This window comes from Streptomyces sp. ID05-26A (assembly GCF_033794685.1).
Lineage (GTDB): Bacteria > Actinomycetota > Actinomycetes > Mycobacteriales > Pseudonocardiaceae > Lentzea.
In genome coordinates this window covers 688,845-713,590 of record NZ_JARAYZ010000002.1, presented here as the reverse complement: position 1 = coordinate 713,590, position 24,746 = coordinate 688,845, and the positions used below count along the sequence as shown (strand labels likewise).

Here is a 24,746-nt window from a genome sequence, read left to right as displayed (position 1 = left end):
GTCAGCTCGACAGGAAGCGGTCCAGGACGCGCACGCCGAACTCCAGGCCTTCCACGGGCACGCGTTCGTCGACGCCGTGCGCCATCGCCCGGTAGTCGAAGCCCTCAGGCAGCCGCAGCGGTGAGAACCCGTAGCAGTGGATGCCCAGCTGGCTGAACGCCTTGGCGTCGGTGCCGCCGCCCAGGCAGTACGGGACGACGGCCGCGGCAGGGTCCTCGTCGCGCAGCGCGTCGGCCATGGCGGTGAACCAGGGCGTGTCGATCGGGGCCTCGACGGGCGGCTGGTGCTCGAGGAACGCGCGGCTCACGCCGTCGGTCAGCAGCGAGTCGATCGTGGCGACGAGCTCGTCGACGGTGCCGGGCAGGGTGCGGACGTCGAGGTGGGCGGTGGCGGTGCCGGGGATGACGTTGACCTTGTAGCCGGCCTGCAGCATCGTCGGCGTGGTCGAGCAGCGCACGGTGTTCTCCACGAGCTTCGCCGCGGGGCCGAGCCTGGCGAGCGTGCCGTCGACGTCGTCGAGGTCGACCTCGACGCCCAGGGCCTTGCCGGCGCCCACGAGGAACGCCTCGACGGTCGGGGTGAGCCGCACGGGGTGCTGGTGCGCCGCGATCCGGCCCAGGGTGGTGACCAGCGCGGTGACGGCGTTCTGGTCGTTGCGCCGCGACCCGTGCCCGGCGCGGCCGGTGGCGGTGAGCCTCATGTGCGACGTGCCGCGCTCGGCGGTGCCGATCGGGTAGAGCCGCACGCCGTCGACGTCGTAGGAGAACGCGCCGGACTCGCTGATCGCCGCCTGCACCCCGGCGAAGTGGGCGGCGTGGTGCTCCACGAGCCAGTGCGCCCCGTAGGCGCCTTGGTCCTCCTCGTCGGCGACGAACGCCAGCACCACGTCGCGGCGCGGCCGGCGGCCCTCAGCGTGCCAGCGGCTGAGCACGGTCAGCGTCATCGCGGCCATGTCCTTCATGTCCACCGCGCCCCGGCCGTGCACGAACCCGTCGCGGATCTCCCCGGCGAACGGGTCGAAGCTCCACTCGGCGGGGTCGGCGGGCACGACGTCGAGGTGCGACTGGACCAGCACGGCGGGCAGCGACGGGTCGGTGCCGTGCACGCGTGCGAGGACGTTGGTGCGCCGCGGGGCCGGTTCGAGCAGCGTGGCGGGCACGCCGTTGTCGTGCAGGAGGGCCGCGACGTGCTCGGCGGCCTCCCGTTCACCGGCGGAGTCGCCACCGCCGCGGTTGGTGGTGTCGAAACGGATCAGCTGTGCGCACACCTGCGCGACGTCCAGCGGCATGAATGCCACCGTATCCGGACGTGTGACGTGGAATCGTCACAGGCCTGCGGTGTCAGCCGTAGACGTCCTCGATCGCCCCGGCCGCGATGTGCGTGACGACCTTGAACGCCTTCATCGCCTCGGTCATCGACGCGGTGCGGCGCCACGCCACCGGTGACGCGTCCCGCGGAGGCCATGGCGGCGGTGGCCGCTTCTGTGATCTGTGAAGAAGTCACCGCTGGTGGCAGGCACACGGCCGCGTACCGCGACACGCACTCCTTGACGGCCACCGTCCACGCCGCGGCGGCGTAGGAGGCGGCGTCTTCGCACGTGAGGTCGTCACCGGTCACGAGCAGCACGGGAACGCCGTGCTCGGCGGCCAGCGCGGCGTTGAGCCGGCCCTCGGAGGCGGGCACGCCGTCGAGCCACACGCCGGTGATCGAGTTCTCCAGGTAGGTGTGCGCGAGCACGCCGCGCGCGCCCGCACCGGTGTGGTAGCCGAGAAACACCACTCCGTCCACATCGGAGTCGATACCTTGCATCATCGACAACGGCTTGTGCCGGCCGGTGAGCAGGCGTGCCGCGGCGTGGAGGTCTTCGAGCAGGAGGTTGCGTTGCGAGGAATGCGCCTCGTTGACGACCACCTGCTCCGCTCCGCCCGCGACCAGGCCGGTGACGCACGCGTTGACGTCTGCTGTGAACAGGCGCCGGAACCGTTGCCACTGCTCGGTACCGGGGAGTACGTCCCCGGTCCAGGTGACTCCGGTCGCGCCTTCCATGTCCGCCGAGATCATGATCCGCACATCTCGGTAAGTTAGCGGTGGGCTGCTGGGGAAGAGGGGTTTTCGTGCGGGTGAAGTTGTGCGCGTTGCTTGCCATAGCAACGACTTTGGGGCTTTCGGCGCCTCCGGCATCGGCGCAGCAGCCGGTGATCCTGAAGGTCGCGATCGTGCAGCAGATCGACTCGATGAACCCGTTCCTCGCGGTGTTCCAGTCGAGCACCGAGGTCGGCCGGTTGATGTACGACTACCTGACCGCGTACTCCGCGTCGGACCAGTCGGTGACCGAGGGCCTGGCGAACAGGTGGGAACCCTCCGCGGACAAGCTGACGTGGACCTTCACGGTCCCCGAGGGCAAGAAGTGGTCCGACGGCGCGCCGGTCACCGCCCGCGACGTCGCGTTCACCTTCACCCTGATGATGACCGACGAGATCGCCCGGACCGCGAACGGCAGCTTCGTCACGAACTTCTCCTCCGTCACCGCCACCGACGACCGGACCGTGGTCATCAGGACCAAGGCGCCGCAGGTGACGATGCTCGCGCTGGACGTCCCGATCGTGCCGAAACACGTGTGGGAGAAGGCCGGCAGCATCAAGGACTACGCCAACGACCGGATGCCCGTCGTGGGGTCCGGGCCGTTCGTGCTGTCCGAGCACGTGCCGGGCCAGTTCATCAAGCTCAGGACCAACAAGGACTACTGGCGCGGCGCGGCGAAGTTCGACGAGCTGCACTTCGTGTACTTCCAGAACTCCGACGCCGCGGTGCAGGCGCTGGGCAAGGGCGAGGTCGACCTGGTCAACCGGATGGCGCCGGCCCAGTTCGACTCCCTGCAGGGCAAGGCGGGCGTGACCCGCAACAAGGCGCAGGGCCGCCGCTTCACCGAGCTGATGATCAACCCCGGCGCGCAGACCCGTACCGGCGAGGCGATCGGCGACGGCAGCCCGGTGCTGCGCGACGTGCGGGTGCGCCGCGCGATCGCGCAGGCCATCGACCTCGACGCGCTGATCGCACGGGTGAACCTCGGGTACGCGGAGAAGGGCGCGGGGCTCGTGCCGCCGGTGTTCGCCAAGTACCACTGGCAGCCCAGCGCCTCGGAGCTGCGCAAGTTCGACCCCGCCGCGGCGAACGCGGCCCTGGACGCCGCCGGACTTCCGAGGGCCGCCGACGGCACGCGCTTCCCGCTGCGGCTGCTCGGCCGCGCCGGCCGTGCCTACGACGAGCAGGCCAGCGAGTACCTCAAGCGGTCGCTGGGCGACATCGGCATCCCGCTCGACGTGCGCCTGGTGTCGGACAACCAGCTCAACGAGTCCACCACCGCCGCCACCTACGACCTGGCGTTCTCGGGCTGGTCGACCAACATCGACCCGGACTTCGTGCTGAGCCTGCACACCTGCGCGCAACGACCGGGCGCGGACGGCAAGGGCGGCACCACCGACACCTACTTCTGCGACGAGACCTACGACAAGCTCTACGCCCAGCAGCTCTCGGAGTTCGACGAGGCCAAGCGCGTCGAGATCGTCAAGCAGATGCAGGCCCGCTTCTACGACCAGGTGCCCGCGATCGTGCTCGCCTACGAGAACGCGCTGGAGGGCTACCGCTCCGACCACTTCGCCACGTTCACGACGCAGCCCGCGCAGGGCGGCGTGATCATGGCGCAGAACGGCATGTGGGGCTACTACGGCGCCGAACCCGCCGGGCAGGTCGCCTCGGCCTCGCGCGGGACGGGCGGGCTCGCGGCGTTCGCGGCGGCGATCGCGGCGATGACGCTGGCGATCGTGGTCTACGTGCGGCGGCGCAGGGTCACGGCGGGGGAGCGCGAGTAGGTGCGTCTGGCCGGTCGGTTCGGTGGTGCCGCGCTCAGCCTGCTGATGGTGGCGGTGCTGGGTTTCTTCCTGTTCCGGGTGGTGCCGGGCGACCCCGTGGTCTCGATGACGCGGGGCCGTCCGACCACCGCGGCGATGCAGGCCGAACTGCGCGCGCAGTTCGGCCTGGACCGTCCGCTGCACGAGCAGTTCTGGAGCTACCTCACCTCGCTGCTGCAGGGCGATCTGGGGACGTCGTTCACGTTCCGCCGCCCCGTCTCCGACGTGATCCTCGAACGGCTGGGGCCGACGCTGCTGCTGGTCGGGACGGCGACGCTGATCGCGGTGCTGCTGGGGCTGTGGCTCGGGGTGCGGGCGGCGTGGCGTCGTGACTCGGCGTTCGACCGGGTCACGACGGGGGTGTCGCTGACGTTGTGGGCGGTGCCGACGTTCTGGCTCGGCATGCTGCTGATGATGGTGACGGGCGACCTGTTCCCGTCGCGGGGCATGCGCGACACGGACACGGCGCCGGACCTCGTCTCCCAGGCCCTCGACGTCGGCCATCACCTGGTGCTGCCGTCGGTGACGCTGGTCGCGGTGGTGTGCGCGGAGTACGCGCTGGTGATGCGGTCGTCGTTGCTCGAGGAGATGCACGCCCCCTACCTGACGACCGCGCGCGCCAAGGGCCTGCGCGACGACCTGGTGCGACGCCGTCACGCGGTGCCGAACGCGGTGCTGCCGGCGATCACGCTGGTGTTCCTGCGGTTCGGGCTGGTCGTGGCCGGTGCGATCACGACGGAGACGGTGTTCTCCTGGCCGGGGCTGGGCCTGTTGTTCTACGACGCGCTGACCGGGCCGGACTACTTCCTGTTGCAGGGGCTGCTGGTGGTGACGGCGGGCGCGGTCGTGGTGATGAACCTGCTGGCCGACCTGCTGCACGGGGTCCTCGATCCACGGGTGAAGGTCGTATGAACACGTTGAGGACCGGGTTGCGGGCGCAGCGAGCCGGGACGGCCGGCGCGGCGGTGCTGGCCGCGGCCGCGGTGACCGCCCTGCTCGCGCCCCTGCTGATCTCGCCGGACGCCCTGGACGTCACCCGTGTCACGGCGGCGGCGTGGCAGCCGCCGGGCGCCGACCACTGGCTGGGCACCGACCACACCGGACGGTCGGTGGCGGTGCTGATGGCGCAGGGCACGGGCACGTCGTTGTTCGTCGGGCTCACGGCGGCGGTGCTCTCGGTCGGAATCGGCACGCTCGTGGGTGTGCTGAGCGGTCACTTCGGCGGGCTGTTCGCGGGCGCGCTGCTACGCGTCACGGACTTCTTCCTGGTGCTGCCGGCGCTGGTGCTGGCGATCGCGCTGTCGACGGTGCTGCCGCGCGGGCTGGGCACCATCATCCTCGCGATCGGGCTGACGAGCTGGCCGTCGACGGCGCGGATGGTGCGGGCGCAGACGCTGACGATCGAGGCCCGGCCGTTCGTGGAACGCGCACGCGCTCTGGGCGGTGGCCACGCGCACGTGATCGGACGGCACGTGCTGCCGTCGGTGGTGCCGCTGGTGCTGGTCAACGCGACCCTGGCGGTGGCGTCGGCGATCGTGGCCGAGTCGACGCTGGCGTTCCTCGGCCTGGGCGACCCGACGCGGATCTCGTGGGGCGCGCTGCTGCACCAGGCCCAGCTGCACGGCGCGGTGCCGCAGCAGGCGTGGTGGTCCCTGCTGCCGCCGGGGCTGGCGATCGTGGCCGTGGTGCTGGCGTTCACGCTCGTCGGGCGCGCCCTCGAAGCCGTTGTGACGCCGAAGAGGTGAACCCGTTGCTGCAGTTGAGGAACCTCACGGTCCACTACGGATCGAAATGCGTCGTCAACGACGTGAGCCTGACCCTCGAACCGGGTCAGACGCTGGGGCTGGCGGGTGAGTCGGGGTCGGGCAAGTCGACGGTGGCGATGTCGGTGCTGCGGCTGCTGCCCAAGGCGGCGCGGGTGCGGGGCGAGGTCCTGCTCGACGGCGACGACGTGGCGACGATGTCGTGGGGCCGGTTGCGGGCGGTGCGGTGGGCGTCGGCGTCGATCGTGTTCCAGGGCGCGATGCACTCGCTCAACCCGGTGCACCGCGTCGGCGACCAGATCGCCGAGCCGATGCGCCTGCACGGCATCGGCGGCAGCGTGGCCGAGTTGCTGGAGCAGGTCGAGCTGGGGCGCGAGAAGGCACGGGCCTATCCGCACGAGCTCTCAGGCGGGCAGAGGCAGCGGGTGATGATCGCGATGGCGCTGGCGTGCGGGCCGCGCCTGGTCGTCGCGGACGAACCGACCACGGCGCTCGACGTCGTGGTGCAGGCCCAGGTGCTGGCGCTGATGAAGCGGCTGGTCGCCGAGCAGGACCTCGGTCTGATGATGATCAGTCACGACCTGTCGGTGCTGGCGCGGACGTGCGACGACCTGGCGGTGATGTACCGCGGTGAGCTGGTGGAACGCGGCCCGGCCCGTGAGGTGATCGCGAACCCGCGCCATCCGCACACCGCGGCGCTGACGGCGGCGTTCCCGGTGATCGGCGACCCGGCGCACCGCTGGGCGGAACCCGCGCCGCCGCCGGAGCCGTTGCTTCAGGTCCGGGACCTGGTGGTCGACTACGGGCGGACGCGCGCGGTCGACGGGGTCGACCTGACGATCGGGCGGGGCGAGATCGTCGCGCTGGTCGGCCAGTCCGGATCCGGCAAAACGACACTGGCTCGTACCATAATGGGGCTGCGGGCGCCGTCCTCCGGTCGGGTGATCTTCGACGGGGCCGAGGTGGGGCGCACGGGCCGGGCGCTCAAGGCGTTCCGGCGCCAGGTGCAGCTCGTTCTCCAAGATCCTTCCAGCGCCCTGAACCCACGCCACCGGGTGTTCGACGCGGTGGCCGAGGGACTGCGCGTGCACGGCGTCCCCGGAAACGAGGAAGCGCTGGTCACGGCCGCTGTGGAACGGGCGGAGCTGCGTCCGGCGAGCCTGTACCTGCAGTCGCTGCCGCACGAGCTGTCCGGGGGTCAGCAGCAGCGGGTGGTGATCGCCGGGGCACTGGTGCTGCAGCCCCGTGTGCTGGTGGCCGACGAGCCCGTCGCGTCGCTGGACGCCTCGGTGCGCGGGGAGGTCGTGGCGCTGCTGCTCCGGTTGCGCCGCGAACTGGGCCTTGCTTCATTGATCATCACGCACGACCTAGGGCTGGCGTGGCAGATCGCCGACCGGGTCGCGGTGATGCACCAGGGGAAAATCGTGGAACAAGGCTCCGTGGACCAGGTCCTGCTCACCCCCTCTCACGACTACACGCGTGCGTTGCTGCGCGCGGTGCCCCAGGTCTGAGAGTGATCCCGATCGAACACGCCCGCTATCGGGCCTCGCTGACGCCTGCCGAGATCGGGCGCGGCGGGGCCGACGGCTGGGTGCGCGTCGACGAGGTGCCGGCGCTGGCGAACCTGGCGTGGCACGACCTGGGCCGCCCGCCCGGCGTCCTGGGTGAACTCGCGCAGGCGAACGAACCGGAGCACGTGCTGGAGCTGTGCCGCATCCTCGCCTCGACCTCCCGTGCCGACACCGCCGCGGTGTGGCGTTACCTGGCGGCGGACTGGGAGCACACCGGGGAACGCTCGGACGGCCGGCAGCGGTTCCTGCTGGACCGGGCGATGCGCGGCGACGGCATGGACTGGCACGACGACGCCGCGCTGATGGGCGCCGTGCGCCCGGAGGAGGTCGACGCGGCGTTCGACCGCGGCGAGGACATGGTCGGGGTGGCGGTGATCGGCCTCGCCCTGTCCTACCCGGACCCGCTGGTGGCCTCGAGGCGGGTCGCCCGCGCGCTGGACCACAACCGCATCGAGGTCCGCCGTCAGGGCGCGACGGCCCTGGCGCACGTGGCCCGCATCCACGGCGTGGTGTCGCGGGAGTGCCTGGAGGTGCTGCGGCGCCATCCCGACGAGGTCGCCGAAGACGACCTGTGGACGTTCGTCGAGCACCGCAGACTGCCGGCGTGGTTGTGGTGGCGCCGCCTCAGGTCCCGGTCAGGGCGGCGAGTTCCGCGCGCACGGCGGTCTCGGTTACGCGGTTGCGCTGCCCCAGGGCGCGGCGCAGCGCGTCCTGGAAGTACCGGCGGGCCTGGTCGAGGTCCCCTCGCGCACGCGCGATGTGGCCGCGTTCCACGGCGATGTGGCAGCGCATCTCGTCGGGCCCGTACCAGCCGACCGGGCACAGCTCCCACGCCCGTTCGCACTGCGCGCGTGCGGTCTCGTGGTCGCCGGTGACGCGGGCGAGCGTGGCCAGACCGAGGTGGGCGCCCGCGCGCACGACGAGCGCCCCGGCACGTTCGGCCAGTGACAACGCGAGGGCGAAGTCCTCTCTCGCGCCGTCGAGGTCGCCCGCGGTGATCTTCGCCTGAGCGCGGCCGTTGACGGCCTCGGCGGTGTCCTCGCTGGCGCCCAGTTCGGTGTACAGGGCGCAGGCTCGTTCGATGTGGACCAGGGCGTTCGTGGCGTCGCCGCCGGTCAGGGCGATCTCGCCGAGCTGGTTGAACGCCAGCGCCGCACCCCACCGGTCACCGACCCGCGTGAACGCCGCCGCGCCACGCACCAGCAGGTCCCGTGCGGCGGCCGTCTCGCCCGCGAAACGCGCCATGAGCCCGTCCCCGACCAGCACGAGCGCCGCGCTCCACGCGTCGTCGCCCAGCAGCCGGGTGCGCCGGTGCCACACCGTGGAGTCGTTGTCCGGCGCTCCGAGCGCCATGCCCCACATCATCGTCATGATCGGGTAACGCGGCGGGGCGTCGAGCGCGCCCAGCAGCACGTCGGCCTGGCGGATGCGGGCGCTCTGGTCACTGGTCGCGATCGGCCACGCGAGCAGCAGGCACAGCGTGTACTCCTGTTCGCGGCCCGGCGGCGGGGTCTCGCCGCACGCGTGCAGCACGGCGTCGGCCTGCTGGGCGGCTTCGGTGCGCAGGCCCCGGCACCAGTAGTAGGTGGCCAGGGCGGCGACGAGCTCGAGCGCGAGACCGACGTCGTGGCCGGTGGCCCAGGTGACGGCGGCGACGAGGTTGTCGTGGTCGGCGCGCAGCCGGGCGAGCCAGTCGATCTGGTCGTGGGCGCGCAGGTGCGGTTCGGCCTGCTGCGCGCGTTCGAGAAACCAGCGTGCGTGCCGCTCGCGCAGGTCGGGGGCATGGGTGGCGCAGAACGCGCGGATGGTGTCGAGCATCCGGTAGCGGTCGCCGGCGACCTCGACGAGTGACTTGTCCACCAGCGAGACCAGTGTGTCCACATCGGACTCGCACACGGCGGTGACGGCGTCGAGGCCCGCGCCGCCGCTGAACACGGTGAAGCGGGCGGCGAGGTCGCGTTCGGCACCGGTGAGCAGGTCCCAGCTCCACTCCACGACGGCGTGCAGGGTGCGGTGGCGGGGCACGGCGGTGCGGCTTCCCTTGGACAGCAACCCGAACCGGTCGTCCAGGCGGGCGGCGATCTCGGCCAGCGGCAGGGCCCGCACGCGGGCGGCGGCGAGCTCGACGGCGAGCGCGATCCCGTCCAGCCGCCGGCACACCTCGGCGACGAGGTCGCGCTCGGCGTGGAACCCCGGCTTGACCGCCTGCGCCCGGTCCAGGAACAACCGGGTCGCCGCCTCGTCGTCCAGCGCGATCACCGGGCTCAGCGTCTCGCCGGTGATGCCGAGCGGTTCACGGCTCGTGGCCAGCACCCGCACGCCGGGGCACGTGGTGAGCACAGCGCCCAGCACGCGGGCCGCGTCGTCGATCACGTGCTCGCAGTTGTCCACGACCAGCACGACCTCCCGCGCCGCCAGCGCCGCCCGCAGCCGGTCCTCGGCGCTGAGCGGCCCCGCGTACGCCAACCCGGCCTCGCGCACTCCGACTCCGTCGAGCAGCGCGCGGGCCACGTCGGTGGTGGCACTCAGGTCGATGAACGCCACCTCGCCCGGTTCGCGGTGGGCGAGTTCGACGGCGAGACGCGTCTTGCCGGTGCCGCCGGGGCCGATGAGGGTGACGAGCCGGTTGTCGCACAGCCACTTCGCCACTCGCCGCAGATCCTCGTCCCGTCCGACGAAGCTGGTGAGCTGCGCGGGCACGCCCCGATGCGGCGCCTGGGCCGCCAGCACCTCCAGGTGTGCGGCGGCCAGCGCGGGGGAGGGATCGACGCCGAGCTCGCCGGCCAGCAGCGCGCGTCCCCGTGCGAACACCTCCAGCGCCTCGCCCTGACGTCCGTCGCGGTGCAGCGACCGCATCAGCGCGGCGCGCAGGTCCTCCCGCAGCGGATGCTCGGCCAGCAGATCGGTGAGGTGTTTCGTCGTCCCGCCGGACAGCGCGCAGCCGATGAGCAGCTCGGTCAGCTCGTGCCGCGCCGCCTGCGTGAACGGCGCGTCCACGTCGGCGAGCGCCGGGCCGCGCCACAACGCCAGCGCCTCGGCGGCACGTCCGGCGGCGAGCAGTTCGGCACACCGCAGGTGATCGACGTCGTCGGGCCCGGCCACCAGCCGGTAGCCCGCGGGGTGGTGCTCGACCACCAGGCCCGCGACCGTGCGGCGCAGCCGGGAGACCTGGGACTGCAGCGCGTTCGCCGCACCCGCCGGCGGCTCCGGGTACAAGCCGCCGATCAGCTGGTCGTGCCCCACGATCCGACCAGCGTCCATCACGAGCATCGCCAGCAACGCCCGTTGCCGGGGCGCCGCGACCTCCACGCCGTCGACCAGCACCGGACCGAGCACCCCGAACCTCACAGGAGGTGATTGTTCCCGAGTTCCCTGATCGGCGAGACCAGAACCAGCAGTGGGCCGAATAGGTCGACTATCAATGCATTCCGGTGACGGGCCGTATCTCCGCGGCCACGTGCGGTCTCCTTCCGTTCGGTCGGGGACGAACCACATCCGAGCGGAGAACCATGAGACCCAGCATCACGGTCGGCGCCGCCCTCGCGGCCACCGTGGCACTCGCCATCCCTGCGCACGCGGCCACCGCCAACCTTCCTGGCGGTACCAGCATCGGCGTGACCATCACCAGCCCGGCGAACAACGCCGTCGTCGTACCGGGCCCGGTCACCGTGACCGGCAAGGCGTCGATCGGCACCGGCATCGCGGTCGTCGACACCGCGCTCACCTACGTCGTGGACGTGTCCGGCTCCACCGCGGCCGGGGTGGACGCGGGCTGCGGCGGCGACCAGAACGGCGACGGCCAGGCCGACCGCGTCCTCGACTGCGAGGTCGCCGCGGTCAAGGCGCTGCACGCGAAGGCCGCCGTGCCGAACACCGTCGTCGGCAGCGTCGGCGCCGCCGTGTTCGGCTCCTCCGGCGCGACCGTCGACGTCAGCCCGGCGGCGGGGGAGCAGAAGATCGCCGGGCCCGGCGCGGACGCCAACGGCAACGGCACCACCGACGTCGTCGAGGCGGTGACCAGCGCCCGCATCGGCGGGGTCGGCCTGTTCACCAACCACAGCTTCCCGTCCGGCACCAACTTCGCCGCGGGCCTGGACGCCGGCCTCGCCACGGCCGTCACCGCACCGCAGCAACGCAAGCTGATGGTGTTCCTGTCCGACGGCGCCGGCAGCGGGGCCATCGACGCCGCCCTGCAGCAGGCCGTCAACGCGGGCATCAAGATCTTCACCTTCGCCGTGTCCAGCGGCTCCGGCTGCGACATCGGCACGGAGTCGCTGCGCAAGATCGCCCAGACCACCGGCGGCACCTGCACCGAGGTCCCCGACGTCTCGCAGCTGCCCGATGTCGTGCCCGGCGTCATCGCCTCCAAGCTCACCGGGCTCACGCTCAAGGTCAACGGCGGCGCGGACATCCCCGTCACCTCGATCACACCCGGCCTCCCGCAGGACGGACCGGCCACGGTCGACTACACCGTCGACACCCCGGCCCTGACCCCCGGCACGCACCAGCTGTGCGTCACCGCTCGCGGCACCGACGGCGGCGGAGCCGGTGACGTGACCGAGTGCGTCACCGTCAAGGTCAACGCCCCGCCCGTCGTGAAGCCCGGCGGCCCGTACGCCGGCCAGGAAGGCACCGACGTCAGCCTCGCCGGGACGGTCACCGACCCCGACGGCCCGTCCCTGACCACCGCCTGGACCGCCACCGCGCAGTCCGGTGTCGACGCGGGCGCGACCTGCTCGTTCGGCAACGCCGCCGCCCAGACCACCACGGTCAAGTGCACCGATGACGGCGTGTGGGAGCTCAAGCTCACCGCGAACGACGGCCTCAACCCGCCCGTCACGCAGGCCACCACGCTGACGCTGTCCAACGTCGCCCCGCAGGCCACCCTCACCGCCGACAAGACGCTCGTCACCCGTGGCACCACGGTGAACTTCACCGCGCCGTTCACCGACATCGCCACCAACGACAAGCACACCTGCACCCTGAACTTCGACGACGGCAGCCCGGTCGTCAACGGCACCGTCAACCAGGGCGCCGGTAGCGGCACCTGCACCGCCTCCCGCACGTTCACCGCCCTGGGCGCGCACACCGTCCTGGTGACCGTCACCGACGACGACGGCGCCGCCGCCACCGCGGTCGTCAAGGTCGTCGTCTACCTGCGCGGTGAAGCGTGGGCGCTCAACGCGACCGGCCTGATCACCGTCGCCAAGACACCGCACGCCCAATGCCCGCCCAACGAGGACAAGACCGTCGCCTCGATCAACGTCCTGGGCCTGGCCTCGGTCAACGCCCTGCACGCCGACTGCACCCTCGACGCGAACACCGGCCGCACCGAGGCGAACGCACGAGCGGAAGGAGCCACCCTGCTCGGTGGGGCGATCAAGCTCAACGCCATCGAGGCCAAGTGCGTGAGTGACGCGAACGGCGTCACCGGCTCGTCGAAGGTCGGCACGCTCAACGGCGCGCCCATCGGCACCGGCCCCGCCACCATCGGCATCCCCGGTGTCGCGACCGTGCACCTCAACGAGACCGCGACCGGACCGAACGGCCAGCTGATCCAGAACGCCGTCCGCGTCCGCACGCTGCTCGGCCAGGAGATCATCCTGTCGGCCTGCCGCCTGGGCTGACGCACTGAAAGGGTGCTGGGGAGGACCGCGCTCCTCCCCAGCATCACAACTCGTGCCCCGTCGTCGCGTCCACGTGCCCCGGGACCTCCTCGTGCCGATCCCCGACGGTCAGCGTGCCGGACGGCTCGAACATCAGGATCCGCGCACCGTGCGGCGCCGACGGCTTGTGGAACGTCCCCCGCGGCACCGTGAACACCGAACCCTTCGCGAGGGTCACCGTGCGGTCGGGATCCCGCAGCGCGATGTGCAGCTCACCGTCCAGCACGAGGAAGAACTCATCCGTGTCGTCGTGCACGTGCCAGACGTGCTCACCCTCCACCTTCGCCACGCGCACGTCGTAGTCGTTGACACGGGTGACGATCCGCGGGCTCCACAGGGCGTCGAACGAGGCCAGCGCGTCGTCCAGAGCAATCGGGTTCATGCCGAGAAGCCTCACCCGTGACACCCCACGACCGTGAGTGCTAGGAATCGCACATGCCGCAAGAATCCTCGCACCGCGTCGTCGTCATCGTCGACGAGAACTCCAACCCCTTCGAACTCGGCTGCGCCACCGAGGTCTTCGGCCTGCACCGCCCCGAACTCGGCGGCCACCTCTACGACTTCCGCCTCTGCTCACCCACGCCGGACACGGTCATGCGCGACGGCTTCTTCACCCTCACCGGCGTCACCGGCCTGCACACCGCCGAGCACGCCGACACCCTCATCGTCCCCAACCGCCCCGACGTCGACACCCCACGACGCCCCGACGTCCTCGACACCATCCGCCGCGCCCACACCCGAGGCGCCCGCCTCGTCGGCTTCTGCAGCGGCGCCTTCACCCTCGCCGAAGCAGGCGTCCTCGACGGCCGCCGCGCCACCGCCCACTGGCAGTGGGCCGACGACTTCCGCACCCGCTACCCGGCCGTGCACCTCGAACCCGACGTCCTGTTCGTCGACGACGGCGACATCCTCACCTCCGCCGGCAGCGCCGCCGCCCTCGACCTCGGCCTGCACCTCGTCCGCCGCGACCACGGCGCCCAGATCGCCAGCTCCGTCAGCCGCCGCCTCGTCTTCGCCGCCCACCGCGACGGCGGCCAGCGCCAGTTCGTCGAACGCCCCGTACCCGACCTGCGCGACGAGTCACTCGCCCCCGTCCTCGCCTGGGCCCAGCACCACCTCGACACCCCGCTCACCATCAGCGACCTCGCCACCCGCGCCGCCGTCAGCCCCGCCACCCTGCACCGCCGATTCCAAGCCCAACTCGGCACCACACCCCTCGCGTGGCTCACCGCCGAACGCGTCACCCTCGCCTGCCGGCTCATCGAACTGGGGGAGAGGCGCTTCGACGTCGTCGCCCGCCGCACCGGCCTCGGCACCGCCGCCAACCTGCGCGCCCTCATGCGCCGCGAAACCGGCCTCACACCCTCCGACTACCGGCGCCGCTTCAGCCCCGTCACACCAGCGCCCTCAGGGTGATCCGCCGCACCACCTGCGTCTTCGCGTCCGCGTAGTCCTGCACCCGCTCCCACGTCCGCACCGCCAGCTCCCGCTTCACCCGCTCGTACTCCTCGCGATCCGCAGGGTGCGTGCGCAGCCGGTCCCGGAACGCCAGCATCCGAGCCACCTCCACACAACCGGGGGAGAAGACGTGCATGTTCACGTTCGGGACGGTGCCCTTGAGCAACCGGTGCCCGAACCAGCCCGGCTCCCGCACCCGCAGGTAGTACCCCGCCTCCACCAACGCGGGCACGTAGGAGTCCTCGTCTGCCGAGTCCGGCACCACCAGCACCACGTCGATCAACGGCTTCGCCGCCAGCCCCGGCACCGACGTCGACCCGCAATGCTCCACCCGCACGGCCACCGGCCCCAGCGCCGCCCGGATCTTCGCCTCTTCCACGGCATACCACCGCGGCCACTCCGGGCTGTACTCCTCCAGCGTGATCGGCGCGTTGTGCGGCCGATCCTCCGTCACGAACTCCACCTCGGCCGGCTCCTCGACCACCGCGGCCCACGCCCGTTCGAGGATCTCCACCTCCACCGCCGCACCCGACGCCGCGTACAACTCACGATCCGCGGGGTTGTCGCGCAACCAGTCCCGCAACAACTCACGCCGCCACACCACCAGCTGTTCCCGTTCGACACTCACAGCAGACCCCCTCACAGGCAGTCGGCCAGAATATCAACTCCCGAACAGGTCACCCGCCGAATCCACCCGCTCCAGCACCTCGTCCGCCGTGAACACCAGATCCGCCACGACCTCGCAGTCCTCCACCTCGTCCCACGTCAACGGCGTCGACACCGCCGGACGCTCCCGAGCCCGCAACGAATACGGCGCCACCGTCGTCTTCGCCGGATTGTTCTGCGACCAGTCGATGAACACCTTCCCCGTGCGCTGCGCCTTCGCCATCGCCGCCACCACCAGGTCCGGATGCTCCTGCGCCAACCGCTGCGCCACCGCCTTCGCGTACTCCGACGTGTCCTTCGCCGGCGCGTACGCGTACACCTGCATCCCCTTGTTCCCGGACGTCTTCACCCACGAATCCACACCGTCGTCGTCCAGGACCTCCCGCACCCGCTCCGCGACCCGGCAACACTCCACGATCGTCGCCGGCGCACCCGGATCCAGGTCGAACACCAGCAGATCCGGATCCCGCTTCCCCCCGCGCGGACCCACCGTCCACTGCGGCACGTGCAACTCCAGCGCCGCCAGATTCGCCAGCCACACCACCGTCGCCAACTCGTCCACCATCACGTAGTTCACGGTCTCGTTGCCCTTGGTGCTGCCCGGCGACTCCAGCCGCATCGTGCGCACCCAGTCCGGACGGTGCTCCGGCGCGTTCTTCTCGAAGAACCACTTCCCGTCCACACCGTTCGGAAACCGCTTCAACGTCACCGGCCGATCCTTCAGATGGGGGAGCAGCACCGGAGCGATCCGGGTGTAGTAGTCGATCACCTCACCCTTGGTGAACCCGAACTCCGGATACAACACCTTGTCCAGGTTCGTCAGCTTGAGCACCCGGCCCTCGACCCGCACCGTCGCATCACTCGACAACCCGACGCACCTCCTCAGGCGACTTGTCCGGCCGCAAACCACGCCACGCCGGAAACCGCATCCGCCCGTCCGGCGTCCACTGCCGGAACACCACCTCGGCCACCAGCTCCGGCTCGACCCACTTCGCGCCCCTCGACCGCTCCCGCGGCATCTCCGTCACGAACGGCGACGACCTGCGCGCCAACGCCTTCAACCGCGGCGTCAACACCGCCAGCTCCGCGTCGTTGAACCCCGTGCCCACCGACCCCGCGAACGCCAGCCCACCGTCACGCGGGATACCCAGCAGCAACGCGCCGATCACCCCCACACGCTTGCCTTCACCCATCCGCCAGCCACCGATCACCACCTCCTGCGCCAGCAGGTCCGTGATCTTGCGCCACACCGGCGACCGCGTCCCCGGCTGATAAGGGGAGTCCAGCCGCTTCGCCACCACCCCCTCCAGCCCCTGCTCCCGGCTCGCCGCCAGCACCGCCGCACCGTCCTCGTCGTACGACGGGGGAGTCAGCCAATGCGCACCCCGCAACTCCAGCCCGCGCAACAACTCACGCCGCTGACGGAACGGCAACTGCGTCATCGACGAGCCATCCAGATGCAGCAGATCGAACAACAGCAACGTGACCGGATGCTGACGAGCCGCCCGCCGCGCCGCCTCCGACTTCGTCACGTGCATCCGGTTCTGCAACGCGCTGAAACTCGGCCGCCCGTTCTGCAACGCCACGATCTCGCCATCGAGCAACGCCTCGGTCGACCCCAGCTGCTCACCCACACCCTGCAACTCCGGATACGCCACCGTGATGTCGTTGCCCAGCCGCGACCACGCCTGCACCCGGCCACCCTCCACCCGCAGGATCGCCCGCACACCGTCCCACTTGAACTCATAAGCCCAGTGGTCGTCATCGTCGTGGGGCAGGGGACCGGGCACCGCCAGCATCGGCTTCACCGACTCCGGCAACACCTGCCAGTCCGGACGCGCCGCAGCACGACGACGCTTCATCATCCAGTTCTTCCCGTCCCCACCCGAACGGAAGAACACGAACTGCCCCTGCACCCGCTGACCATGAAGGATCACGTCGACCTCGCGGTCCGACCACTTCACCGTCTCGTAACGACCGCGATCCCACAGGAACATCTCGCCGCCGCCGTACTCACCCTTCGGAATCTCCCCGGAGAACTCCGCGTACTCCAGCGGATGGTCCTCGGTGTGCACCGCCAGCCGAACCACATCGGTCGTCGACGGCAACCCCTTCGGCACCGCCCACGACACCAAAACCCCATCCCGCTCCAACCGCACATCCCAATGCAGGCTGCTCGCGTGATGCTCCTGAACCACGAACGTGTCGTTGCCACCCCTCGGCAACACATCAGCATCAGGAACGGGCTCCGGCGTCCTGCCCGGATCCCGCTTGCGCCGGTACTCGTCGAGCCCGGCCATCTACGCCGACGAAGCCTTCTTCTTCGGCGCCGCCTTCTTCTCAGCGCCCTTCCGCCCTGCCTTCGCCTTCTCCACACTGCGCTCCAGCGCCGTCATCAGATCGATGACATCGCCCTTCTCCTCGGCCTCCGGCTGCTCGGGCAACTCCGCACCCTCCGCCTTCGCCGCGATCACCTTCTCCAGCGCATCCCGGTAATCATCGGTGAACGTGTCCGGATCGAAGTCACCCGCCATCGACTCCACCAGCGACGTCGCCATCTTCAACTCCTGCGGACGCACCTCCACGTCCTGGTCCAGGAAGTCGAACTCCGCCTTGCGGATCTCATCCGGCCACAACATCGTGTGCATCACCAACACGTCATCACGCGCCCGGATCGTCGCCAGCGTCTCCTTCTGCCGAATCGTGATCTTCACGACCGCCAGCTGACCCGTTTTGACGAGAGCGTCCCTGAGCAGCACGTACGGACGCGCCGCCGCCTTGTCCGGCTCCAGGTAATAAGTCTTCTGGAAGTAGATCGGATCGATCTCCTCCGCCGGCACGAACTCCAGGACGTCGATCGACTTGTCGGTCTTCACCGGCAACTTCTCGAAGTCCTCGTTCTCCATGATCACCATCCGGCCGTCGTCCAACTCGTAGCCCTTGGTGATCTCCGAATACTCGACCTCTTCACCGCACACCGAACAGACGCGCTTGTACTTGATGCGCCCGCCGTCCTCCCGGTGCACCTGGTTGAAACGGAAGTCGTGCTCCTCGACAGCCGTGTAAAGGCGCACGGCGATCGTCACCAACCCGAAGGAGATGGCCCCACGCCACACGGATCTCATTCTCATTGGGTACCCCTGAAATGCGGTTTTCGCACTATCAGGTCACCCACTCGGCCTAACGATCCGGCAACAGGGCGACCCCCGGCTCACACGTCACGACAGAGCGTCCCGCACCACGGTCGAACCCCGCTACATGTCCTTGAGAGCCCGATACGTCCGATTGCTCGCCACCGCCGCACGCCGCTCCCGCGCCGTCGCCTCGATGTAGTTCTGACTCGTCGCCAAACTCGCATGCCCCAGCAACGCCATGATCTCGCTCGCCGACGCCCCGTCCTCCGCCAACCGCGTCGCGAACGTGTGCCTCAACGCGTGCAGATTCGCCCCCGTCGGCACCCGATCGTTCAACCCCGCCCACCGAAAACACGACTTCACCAGGTACTCCAACCCACCCCGCCCGATCGGCTCCCCGTGCCGATCCCGCAACAACGCGCTGTCCCGGTCGAACCGCCCCTGCGGAAACCGCTGCTTGCAACTCTTCAGATACGCCTCCACGATCCGCTCCATCGGCGGCTCGATCGGCACACTCCGATCCCGGTTGCCCTTCCCCTTCACGTGCAACCGCCGATCACCCTCCCGCCCCACCACGCTCGCCAGCGTCAACGTCCGCATCTCCGCACTGCGCAACCCCGCCACCAACCCCAGCGCGATCACCAGCACGTCCCGCTCCGGCCACGGATCCCGCCCCTTGCTCGCCCCCTCCGCCGCCGCCGTCAGCAACTGCTCCGGAGTGTCCTCACCCCGCAACGGCTTCGGCACCAGCGCGGGCGTCTTCGGCCGGGCCACCGCACCCATCGGATTGCCGGCGATCAGGTCCTCCGCCACGCAGAACGTCAGGAACTGATTCCACGTCGACCACGCCCGCAACACCGAACTCTTGGCGTGCGTGTCCGCGAACACCCCGAAGGCCTGCCGCAGGTTCGCCCCGGTCAGATGACCGATCGTCAGGTCCTCGGCGGGGCAGGAGAGGGTCTCGGCCAGCAGCGAGTTCACGCCGGACAGATCTCGCTGGTAGGCGGCCGTGGTGTGCGGCGAGTCCTTGCGAGTGCGGCGGGCGAGGAAGAAGGCGTCCTGGGCGGCGAACACGTGCATATGGATCTTGTACCGCACGCCACCGACAATCCTGGACGCCGTGGCACGACAGGGGAGGGGAGGACCCTCCGTTTCGTGCGCGGCCGGTCGTTGTGCGAGGACGGAGCCGCAGGTCAGGGCGTGACGTCAAGAGCGGAGAGGCTTGACGCGGGCCGACGTGCCGATGGCGTAACGGTGCTGGATGTCGACCGTTCGAGTTCGCGGGGTCACCGGGTGTTGTTGTGCTGGATAATGGCGATTATGCATGAAATGTCCGTTTCGCCGGGTTCTGATTCGGCTCAGGACGTCGCTGGACCAGGTGGCGTCACTTGTCGGGGATCGTGAGCGTAATGACGCCCCCGCACGTACGTCTCCATGACTGCACGTCGGTGCCGACCGCGCTCCGGCATCGCCGTGGATCTGATGTTGTGGCGTCTGCAAGCGCAGCCGGCCTGCCCGCGGGCTGTGGCTTGCAGACGCGCCAACACGGGCGTTTCAGCCCCTTCTGACACGATCTTCGCAGTTCGCCGTTTCGCCGATAATCTACATTATGTCAAGTAACGGAGGGCCTCCTGGAGGCGCTCTCCTGCCATGATCGGCGCCATGTCCGACCGGGATCGGTTCGTGTGCCACCACGAGCGCTTCGGTGACGCCGTCGTCGGCGAGCCTTCCCCCTGGGTGCGCGGTCCGCTGGCGGATCTGCCGGTGTTGTCCGCTCTGCCGGCGGCCGCGGCCGTGACTCCGGTGTCCGTGGCGCCGGCGGTTCCGTTCGAGGACATGCGTCCTTACGTCACCGTGGCGATAGAGGCGAACTTCAATCGGGAGTGGTCGTGATCGACGAGTTCGTGAAGGAGTACCTGCTCGGTGATCTGCGTGAGTTGCGCGAGGCGGTGGTGTGGAAGCTCGAGGGGGTGCCGGAGTCGGACGTGCGGCGTCCTCTGACGGCTTCGGGGACGAGCCTTCTGGGTTTGGTGAAGCATCTGGCGTTGTGGGAGTCGCGGTATCTCGGTGAGGTGTTCGGGAGGCCGTTTCCTGAGCCGTTGCCGCGGTGGGACGACTTGGCGGCGCGTGGGTTGGACTTGCGGGCGGATGAGTCGGAGTCGGTTGAGGAGATCGTGGGGCGCTATCGGCGTGTGTGGGTGCATGCGGATGCGACGGTTTTGGCGCTTGCTGTGGACGCTCCTGGTTTTGTGCCGTGGTGGCCGCGTCCTGAGGTGATGTTGTTCAACGTTCTGGTGCACCGGGTGGCGGAGACGGCGCGGCATGCCGGGCATGCGGACATCTTGCGGGAGCAGTTGGACGGGGCGACCGGGGAGGGTCGTTAGTGCTGCTCCCCCGCGTGTAGATGATCTTGTCGGGGGTGCTTGTCACACTCGGGTCATGCGCTACGCGATCTATGTGCCGTCGTTCGGTTCGTCGCTGGGTGATCCGTCTGTGCTGGTGTCGCTCGCTGTCTCGGCGGAGGCGGCGGGGTGGGACGGGTTCTTCCTGTGGGATCACGTGGTGGTGCCGGGTGAGCCCGTGGTGGCGGACGTCTGGGTGACGTTGGGTGCGGTGGCTGCGCGGACGTCTCGTATCTCTGTGGGTCCGCTGGTGACGTCGCTGGGGCGTCGGCGGCCGTGGAAGGTGGCGTTGGAGGTGTCGACGTTGCAGCGGCTGTCGGGTGGGCGTGCGGTGCTGGGTGTGGGTGCGGGTGTGCCGCAGGACTTCTCCCCCTTCGGCGAGCGGGTGTCGCGTGCGGAGGCGATGTCGGAGGAGGTCGAGTTGGTGTGCGCTTTGTTGTCCGGTGCCGAGGTGGAGCATCACGGTGCGCTGTTCGACGTGTCCGGTGTGCGGTTCGCGCCGGTGGAGGTGCCGGTCTGGGTGGGCGGCGCCTGGCCTCGGTCGAGGCCGTTCCGCGGGGCGGGGCGTGCGGCGGGTGTGGTGCCGGCGACGTTCGGGCCGGAGGGTCTGGTGGTGCTCTCCCCTGCCGACGCCGCTCGGATGAAGGCGGATTTCGTGGCGTCGGGTGGCCCGGCCGACGGTGATGTCGTGTTGTGGGGCGGGGCCTCGTTGCCGGTGGACGAGGCGGAGTACGCGGCGTATGGGGAGGCCGGGGTGACGTGGATGTTGACCGATGGTGGCGCGCGGGGTCTGGATGAGTTGCGGGCTTTTGTGGCGGCCGGTCCCCCGCGTTCAGGTGTGCAGGCCTCGGAGCAGGGTGTCGAGGTAGCGGCGTGCGGTGGGCAGCCGGTCTTCCGGGCCGGCGCTGTGCACGTAGGTGGCGTAGGCGATGCCGCACATGAGCGGGACGAGGTCGGCGTCGTCGACTTCGGGGCGGACGGCTCCTGAGTCGCGTGCGCGGGCGAGGAGTCGGGCGCCGACGGCGAGGATCTGTGCTTTGAGTTCGGTGGTGCGTGGGAGCACGTCGTGGGTGGCGGCGGAGACTTTGACGAGGGCGGGGTCGGTGACCTGTCCTTCGACGACTCGGGTGAGGAAGTCGGCGAAGGCGGTCCACGGGTCGTCGTGGGTGAGGCCTTGTTCGCCGTGGCCGGCGAGTGCTTCGAGGCAGGGTGTGGCGACGGTTTCGAGGAGCGCTTCGGTGGTCGGGAAGTGCCGGTAGACCGTGCCGACGCCGAGTCCTGCTCGTCGGGCGACGTCGTTGAGTTGCAGTGGGGTGCCTTCGTCGACGAGTTCTCTGGCGACGGTGAGGATGTGCTCCCAGTTGCGGGCGGCGTCCTTTCGCTGGGGCGTCATGTCCGGATTCTATGTGGATATGCCATCCGGAACGTGGCGGAGTGGTGCGTGCCTCTCGCTGAGGCGGCGTACGGCTTGCTGGACTCGTGGGTCGGTGGCGGTGCGGTGTGGTGTCACGGGCTTGTGCTTGCGGCCGATGACGGTGCCGCTGGCGAGTGTGGGGTCGGTGGCGGCGATGATCGAGGATCGGGCGGCGAGGGCGGCGGGTCCTGATGTGGAGCGTTCGAAGGTGCGGCGCACGAGTGGCCAGAGCAGGCGCAGTGGCGGCGAGACGATCTTGGGTGTGCGCAGGGTGCCGTCGGTCATGTCGGTGTCCGCTCCCCCGGGGTCGGCCGCGAGCACGCGGATGCCGGTGTTGTGGGTGCGTTCGGCGAGGTCGAGGGTGTAGGCGAGGTTCGCGAGCTTGGCGCGTCCGTACCAGTAGAAGCCGTAGTAGCCGCCGGGTGGTTCGACGGCGTCGAAGTTCTTCCTGGCGGCCATGACGGCTCCGGAGGTCACGTTGACGACGCGGTCGGTGAGCACGGGCAGGAGCAGTTCGGTGAGCAGGTAGGGCGAGAGGTGGTTGACGACGAACGAGGCTTCGACGCCGTCGAGGTCGGTTCGGTCGGGGTACATGGCTCCGACGTTGTTGACGAGCAGGGCGAGTTCGCCTTCTGCGGCGATCTGTTGGGCGAGGGCGCGTACCTGGTCGAGTGAGGCGAGGTCGGCCTGCAGGAATCGGGCGGGTTCTCCTCCCCTGGTGTTGATGGTCGTGACGGCTCGGTCTCCGCGTTCGGTGTTGCGTCCGACGACGGTGACGGCGTACCCGGCGTCGGTGAGTCCGAGGGCGGTCTGCAGCCCGATTCCGCCGGTGCCGGCTGTGACGACTGCCTTGTGTGCCATGACTTCTCCTCGATTCGGATAGTGAATCCGCTTACTGGCGACGCTAGCACACATGCGGATGAGCTATCCGTTTCGAGTGGGTCAGAATGCCGCGGTGGATCTCGGGGTGATCGGCCGGGCGGCGGGCATGTTCGCGGTGACGAACGTCGACGACCTGGTGCTCCTGGCCTTGTTCTTCGCGCGGGCGAGGTCACCGTGGCGGGTGGTGACGGGCCAGTACCTGGGCTTCACGGCGATCCTCGCGCTGGCCGTGCTCGGCGCTCTCGGAGCGTCCCTGCTCCCTGCCGGGTTCCGCCCGTGGCTGGGTCTGATCCCCTTGGCGCTGGGCCTCAAGGCCGCCTGGTCGGTGTGGCGGGGCTCGGACGACGAGGACGAGCCCGACGCCGCGCCGGGTGTATTGGCGATGGCGGGCGTGACCCTGGCCAACGGGGGCGACAACATCGGCGTCTACGTCTCGGTCTTCACCGTGACGGACTCGCTGTGGGTCTACGTGACCGTGTTCCTGCTGCTGGTGGGCGTGTGGTGTCTGGCGGGCCGGTTCCTGGCGTCCCGTCAGGTGGTCGCACGTGCCCTGGCCCAGTGGGGTCACGTCGCCCTGCCGGTGGTGTTGATCGTGATCGGTCTGCTGGTGTTGTTCTCGGGCTGATCGGGTCAGGCGGGCCAGGGCGGCTGCTGAGCCGGGTCTCGAATGGCCGCCGTCAACGCCGACGCCATGGCCGCCAGCTCCTGTTCGCTGAGGTCGCGCTCCCCCACACGCCGCAGGATCTCGCTGCGGGAGCACACCACCACCGCGCCGGTGTGACCGCCCAGTTCCGCGGCGGCCACGATCTCGGCCACCTCGTTGTGCACGACCAGGATCGGGTCGGGCGTGTCGGTGTAGAGCAGGCGCTCGATGTCCCGTCCGGTGATGGCCATGCTCAGTCTTGTACGGCGCGGGCGTAGCGGGCCGCAAGAGAGCGAACGTGTGCCACGAGTTCGGGGGGTGAGGTGATCTCGAAGTCGAAGTCGAGCATGCCGATCCACACGGCGAGGGTTTCCACGGAGTCGGAGCCGGTCACCAGGACGCAGGACACCTCGTCGACGGCTTCGACTGTGCCGATGGTGGCGTTGATGCGGGCGGCCACGGTGTCGGCCGGGGCGTGGACCAGGACGCGGGCTTGGAAGCGCCAGGCGGCTTGGCTGGCTCGGGAGGCGACGTAGGTGGTGGCGTCGAAGTCCCGTGGGGTGAAGCGGGGTCCGAACGGGGGCTGGGGTGGGGTGATGCGGTCCACGCGGAAGCTGCGCCAGTCCTGTTTGTCGGCGTCCCAGGCGACGAGGTACCAGCGGCGACCCCAGTTGACGAGGCGGTGCGGTTCGACGCGGCGGCGGGTCGGGGTGCCGTCGTGGGAGTTGTAGTCGAAGCGCAGGGTGTCGCTGTCGCGGCACGCGGCGGCGAGGGTCGAGAGCAGTTCCGGATCCAATATGGGTCCCGGGTGGTCGCGTGGGACGGATTCGATCTGTTCTAGTGCGGAGACGCGGTGGCGCAGGCGGGACGGCAGGACCTGTTCGAGTTTGAGCAGGGCGCGCAGGGAGACTTCTTCGAGGCCGGTGACGGCGTTGGTGCGCAGGGCGGCGGCCACGGCGACGGCCTCGTTGTCGTCGAGCAGCAGGGGTGGGAGTTCGGCGCCGGCGCCCAGGCGGTAGCCGCCGAACGAGCCGGTGGTGGCGTTGACCGGGTAGCCGAGTTCGCGCAGGCGGTCGACGTCGCGGCGGACGGTGCGGGGGCTGATCCGCAGTTCGTCGGCGAGTTCGCTGCCCTGCCAGTCGCGGCGTGACTGCAGCAGGGCGAGCAGGCGCAGCAGGCGCGCCGAGGTTTCCAACATGGACGGACACTTTAGGACAGAGGCTGGCCGCAAGCGTCGTT

22 protein-coding genes and 1 pseudogene are annotated in these 24,746 nt (G+C 70.0%); 10 read left to right on the top strand and 13 right to left on the bottom strand.

Features of this window, described 5'->3' with window-relative positions; genetic code table 11:
* Position 1: 1 nt before the first annotated feature.
* Both PV646_RS19015 and PV646_RS19010 read right to left on the bottom strand, forming a co-directional pair.
* Positions 2-1,288 carry a M20/M25/M40 family metallo-hydrolase gene (locus tag PV646_RS19015; protein WP_500343496.1) on the bottom strand — a complete coding sequence of 429 codons (1,287 nt, stop codon included), beginning with the start codon at positions 1,286-1,288 and terminating at the stop codon, positions 2-4.
* Positions 1,252-2,061 carry a M55 family metallopeptidase gene (locus PV646_RS19010; RefSeq protein WP_500343495.1) on the bottom strand — a complete coding sequence of 270 codons (810 nt, stop codon included), beginning with the start codon at positions 2,059-2,061 and terminating at the stop codon, positions 1,252-1,254. Before PV646_RS19010 ends, PV646_RS19015 begins: the two co-directional genes overlap by 37 nt.
* Before the next feature lie 53 nt (positions 2,062-2,114).
* On the opposite strand from PV646_RS19010, the gene PV646_RS19005 reads away from it, so the two are divergent.
* The 4 genes from PV646_RS19005 to PV646_RS18990 are packed head-to-tail and all read left to right on the top strand — an operon-like array spanning position 2,115 to position 7,182.
* Entirely contained in the window at positions 2,115-3,869 is a 1,755-nt protein-coding gene (locus tag PV646_RS19005; protein WP_500343494.1) for an ABC transporter substrate-binding protein, read from the top strand.
* A gap of 6 nt (positions 3,870-3,875) precedes the next feature.
* Positions 3,876-4,820, top strand: coding sequence for an ABC transporter permease (locus tag PV646_RS19000; RefSeq protein WP_500345033.1), 945 nt, complete (start codon positions 3,876-3,878; stop codon positions 4,818-4,820).
* Positions 4,817-5,653, top strand: a complete 837-nt coding sequence (locus PV646_RS18995) for an ABC transporter permease (protein ID WP_500343493.1) — start codon at positions 4,817-4,819, stop codon at positions 5,651-5,653. The genes PV646_RS19000 and PV646_RS18995 overlap by 4 nt, the downstream gene beginning before the upstream one ends.
* Before the next feature lie 5 nt (positions 5,654-5,658).
* Positions 5,659-7,182 carry a dipeptide ABC transporter ATP-binding protein gene (locus PV646_RS18990; RefSeq protein WP_500343492.1) on the top strand — a complete coding sequence of 508 codons (1,524 nt, stop codon included), beginning with the start codon at positions 5,659-5,661 and terminating at the stop codon, positions 7,180-7,182.
* Between the two features lie 684 nt (positions 7,183-7,866).
* On the opposite strand, the gene PV646_RS18985 is transcribed toward PV646_RS18990, so the two are convergent.
* On the bottom strand, positions 7,867-10,590 hold the full coding sequence (locus tag PV646_RS18985) for an AfsR/SARP family transcriptional regulator (protein WP_500343491.1): 2,724 nt from the start codon (positions 10,588-10,590) through the stop codon (positions 7,867-7,869).
* A 161-nt stretch (positions 10,591-10,751) separates the two neighbouring features.
* On the opposite strand from PV646_RS18985, the gene PV646_RS18980 reads away from it, so the two are divergent.
* Complete coding sequence (locus PV646_RS18980) at positions 10,752-12,869, top strand: choice-of-anchor P family protein (RefSeq protein ID WP_500343490.1); 2,118 nt, start codon at positions 10,752-10,754, stop codon at positions 12,867-12,869.
* 43 nt (positions 12,870-12,912) lie between these two features.
* Here PV646_RS18980 and PV646_RS18975 read toward each other — a convergent pair whose 3' ends face one another.
* Positions 12,913-13,290, bottom strand: coding sequence for a cupin domain-containing protein (locus PV646_RS18975; RefSeq protein ID WP_500343489.1), 378 nt, complete (start codon positions 13,288-13,290; stop codon positions 12,913-12,915).
* 53 nt (positions 13,291-13,343) lie between these two features.
* Between PV646_RS18975 and PV646_RS18970 the strand changes: the two genes are divergently transcribed.
* Positions 13,344-14,324, top strand: a complete 981-nt coding sequence (locus PV646_RS18970) for a GlxA family transcriptional regulator (RefSeq protein ID WP_500343488.1) — start codon at positions 13,344-13,346, stop codon at positions 14,322-14,324.
* Here the strand turns inward: PV646_RS18970 and PV646_RS18965 are convergent.
* The 5 genes from PV646_RS18965 to PV646_RS18945 form a co-directional block, all read right to left on the bottom strand.
* Positions 14,302-14,994 carry a GrpB family protein gene (locus PV646_RS18965; protein ID WP_500343487.1) on the bottom strand — a complete coding sequence of 231 codons (693 nt, stop codon included), beginning with the start codon at positions 14,992-14,994 and terminating at the stop codon, positions 14,302-14,304. The two genes, PV646_RS18970 and PV646_RS18965, sit on opposite strands and share 23 nt — an antisense overlap.
* 33 nt (positions 14,995-15,027) lie before the next feature.
* Positions 15,028-15,900: a non-homologous end-joining DNA ligase gene (ligD, locus tag PV646_RS18960; protein ID WP_500343486.1), complete on the bottom strand. Its 873-nt coding sequence runs from the start codon at positions 15,898-15,900 to the stop codon at positions 15,028-15,030.
* Positions 15,890-17,332 (bottom strand): non-homologous end-joining DNA ligase, encoded by a 1,443-nt coding sequence (ligD, locus tag PV646_RS18955; protein WP_500343485.1) that lies wholly within the window; start codon positions 17,330-17,332, stop codon positions 15,890-15,892. Before ligD (PV646_RS18955) ends, ligD (PV646_RS18960) begins: the two co-directional genes overlap by 11 nt.
* Positions 17,333-18,157, bottom strand: a complete 825-nt coding sequence (gene ku, locus PV646_RS18950) for a non-homologous end joining protein Ku (RefSeq protein ID WP_319988851.1) — start codon at positions 18,155-18,157, stop codon at positions 17,333-17,335. It abuts the gene before it with no gap.
* A gap of 129 nt (positions 18,158-18,286) precedes the next feature.
* Positions 18,287-19,264, bottom strand: a complete 978-nt coding sequence (locus PV646_RS18945; RefSeq protein ID WP_500343484.1) for a tyrosine-type recombinase/integrase — start codon at positions 19,262-19,264, stop codon at positions 18,287-18,289.
* A 564-nt stretch (positions 19,265-19,828) separates the two neighbouring features.
* On the opposite strand from PV646_RS18945, the gene PV646_RS18940 reads away from it, so the two are divergent.
* From PV646_RS18940 to PV646_RS18930, 3 genes and pseudogenes are all read left to right on the top strand, one after another.
* Positions 19,829-20,059 (top strand): hypothetical protein, encoded by a 231-nt coding sequence (locus PV646_RS18940; RefSeq protein WP_500343483.1) that lies wholly within the window; start codon positions 19,829-19,831, stop codon positions 20,057-20,059.
* Positions 20,056-20,550: a DinB family protein gene (locus tag PV646_RS18935; protein ID WP_500343482.1), complete on the top strand. Its 495-nt coding sequence runs from the start codon at positions 20,056-20,058 to the stop codon at positions 20,548-20,550. The genes PV646_RS18940 and PV646_RS18935 overlap by 4 nt, the downstream gene beginning before the upstream one ends.
* Positions 20,489-21,148 (top strand): annotated as a pseudogene (locus PV646_RS18930) (LLM class flavin-dependent oxidoreductase); the annotation flags it as partial. The gene PV646_RS18935 and the pseudogene PV646_RS18930, both read left to right, overlap by 62 nt.
* Positions 21,149-21,400: 252 nt before the next feature.
* Here PV646_RS18930 and PV646_RS18925 read toward each other — a convergent pair.
* Positions 21,401-21,961 carry a TetR/AcrR family transcriptional regulator gene (locus tag PV646_RS18925; RefSeq protein WP_500343481.1) on the bottom strand — a complete coding sequence of 187 codons (561 nt, stop codon included), beginning with the start codon at positions 21,959-21,961 and terminating at the stop codon, positions 21,401-21,403.
* Between the two features lie 9 nt (positions 21,962-21,970).
* The gene (locus PV646_RS18920) at positions 21,971-22,843 is read right to left on the bottom strand and encodes an SDR family NAD(P)-dependent oxidoreductase (protein ID WP_500343480.1); all 873 of its coding nucleotides are present in this window, start codon (positions 22,841-22,843) and stop codon (positions 21,971-21,973) included.
* A gap of 94 nt (positions 22,844-22,937) precedes the next feature.
* Between PV646_RS18920 and PV646_RS18915 the strand changes: the two genes are divergently transcribed.
* On the top strand, positions 22,938-23,489 hold the full coding sequence (locus PV646_RS18915; protein WP_500343479.1) for a cadmium resistance transporter: 552 nt from the start codon (positions 22,938-22,940) through the stop codon (positions 23,487-23,489).
* A 5-nt stretch (positions 23,490-23,494) separates the two neighbouring features.
* On the opposite strand, the gene PV646_RS18910 is transcribed toward PV646_RS18915, so the two are convergent.
* Positions 23,495-23,758, bottom strand: a complete 264-nt coding sequence (locus PV646_RS18910; RefSeq protein WP_500343478.1) for a hypothetical protein — start codon at positions 23,756-23,758, stop codon at positions 23,495-23,497.
* A gap of 2 nt (positions 23,759-23,760) precedes the next feature.
* Positions 23,761-24,705, bottom strand: coding sequence for a helix-turn-helix transcriptional regulator (locus PV646_RS18905; protein ID WP_500343477.1), 945 nt, complete (start codon positions 24,703-24,705; stop codon positions 23,761-23,763).
* Positions 24,706-24,746 lie beyond the last annotated feature (41 nt).

Coding starts and splice junctions, on each gene's coding strand:
- PV646_RS19015 (WP_500343496.1), bottom strand. CDS start 1,288: ATGCCGCTGGACGTCGCGCAGGTGTGCGCACAGCTGATCCGTTTCGAC.
- PV646_RS19010 (WP_500343495.1), bottom strand. CDS start 2,061: ATGATCTCGGCGGACATGGAAGGCGCGACCGGAGTCACCTGGACCGGG.
- PV646_RS18995 (WP_500343493.1), top strand. CDS start 4,817: ATGAACACGTTGAGGACCGGGTTGCGGGCGCAGCGAGCCGGGACGGCC.
- PV646_RS18980 (WP_500343490.1), top strand. CDS start 10,752: ATGAGACCCAGCATCACGGTCGGCGCCGCCCTCGCGGCCACCGTGGCA.
- PV646_RS18975 (WP_500343489.1), bottom strand. CDS start 13,290: ATGAACCCGATTGCTCTGGACGACGCGCTGGCCTCGTTCGACGCCCTG.
- PV646_RS18970 (WP_500343488.1), top strand. CDS start 13,344: ATGCCGCAAGAATCCTCGCACCGCGTCGTCGTCATCGTCGACGAGAAC.
- ligD (WP_500343485.1), bottom strand. CDS start 17,332: ATGGCCGGGCTCGACGAGTACCGGCGCAAGCGGGATCCGGGCAGGACG.
- ku (WP_319988851.1), bottom strand. CDS start 18,157: ATGAGATCCGTGTGGCGTGGGGCCATCTCCTTCGGGTTGGTGACGATC.
- PV646_RS18940 (WP_500343483.1), top strand. CDS start 19,829: ATGTCCGACCGGGATCGGTTCGTGTGCCACCACGAGCGCTTCGGTGAC.
- PV646_RS18925 (WP_500343481.1), bottom strand. CDS start 21,961: ATGACGCCCCAGCGAAAGGACGCCGCCCGCAACTGGGAGCACATCCTC.
- PV646_RS18920 (WP_500343480.1), bottom strand. CDS start 22,843: ATGGCACACAAGGCAGTCGTCACAGCCGGCACCGGCGGAATCGGGCTG.
- PV646_RS18910 (WP_500343478.1), bottom strand. CDS start 23,758: ATGGCCATCACCGGACGGGACATCGAGCGCCTGCTCTACACCGACACG.
- PV646_RS18905 (WP_500343477.1), bottom strand. CDS start 24,705: ATGTTGGAAACCTCGGCGCGCCTGCTGCGCCTGCTCGCCCTGCTGCAG.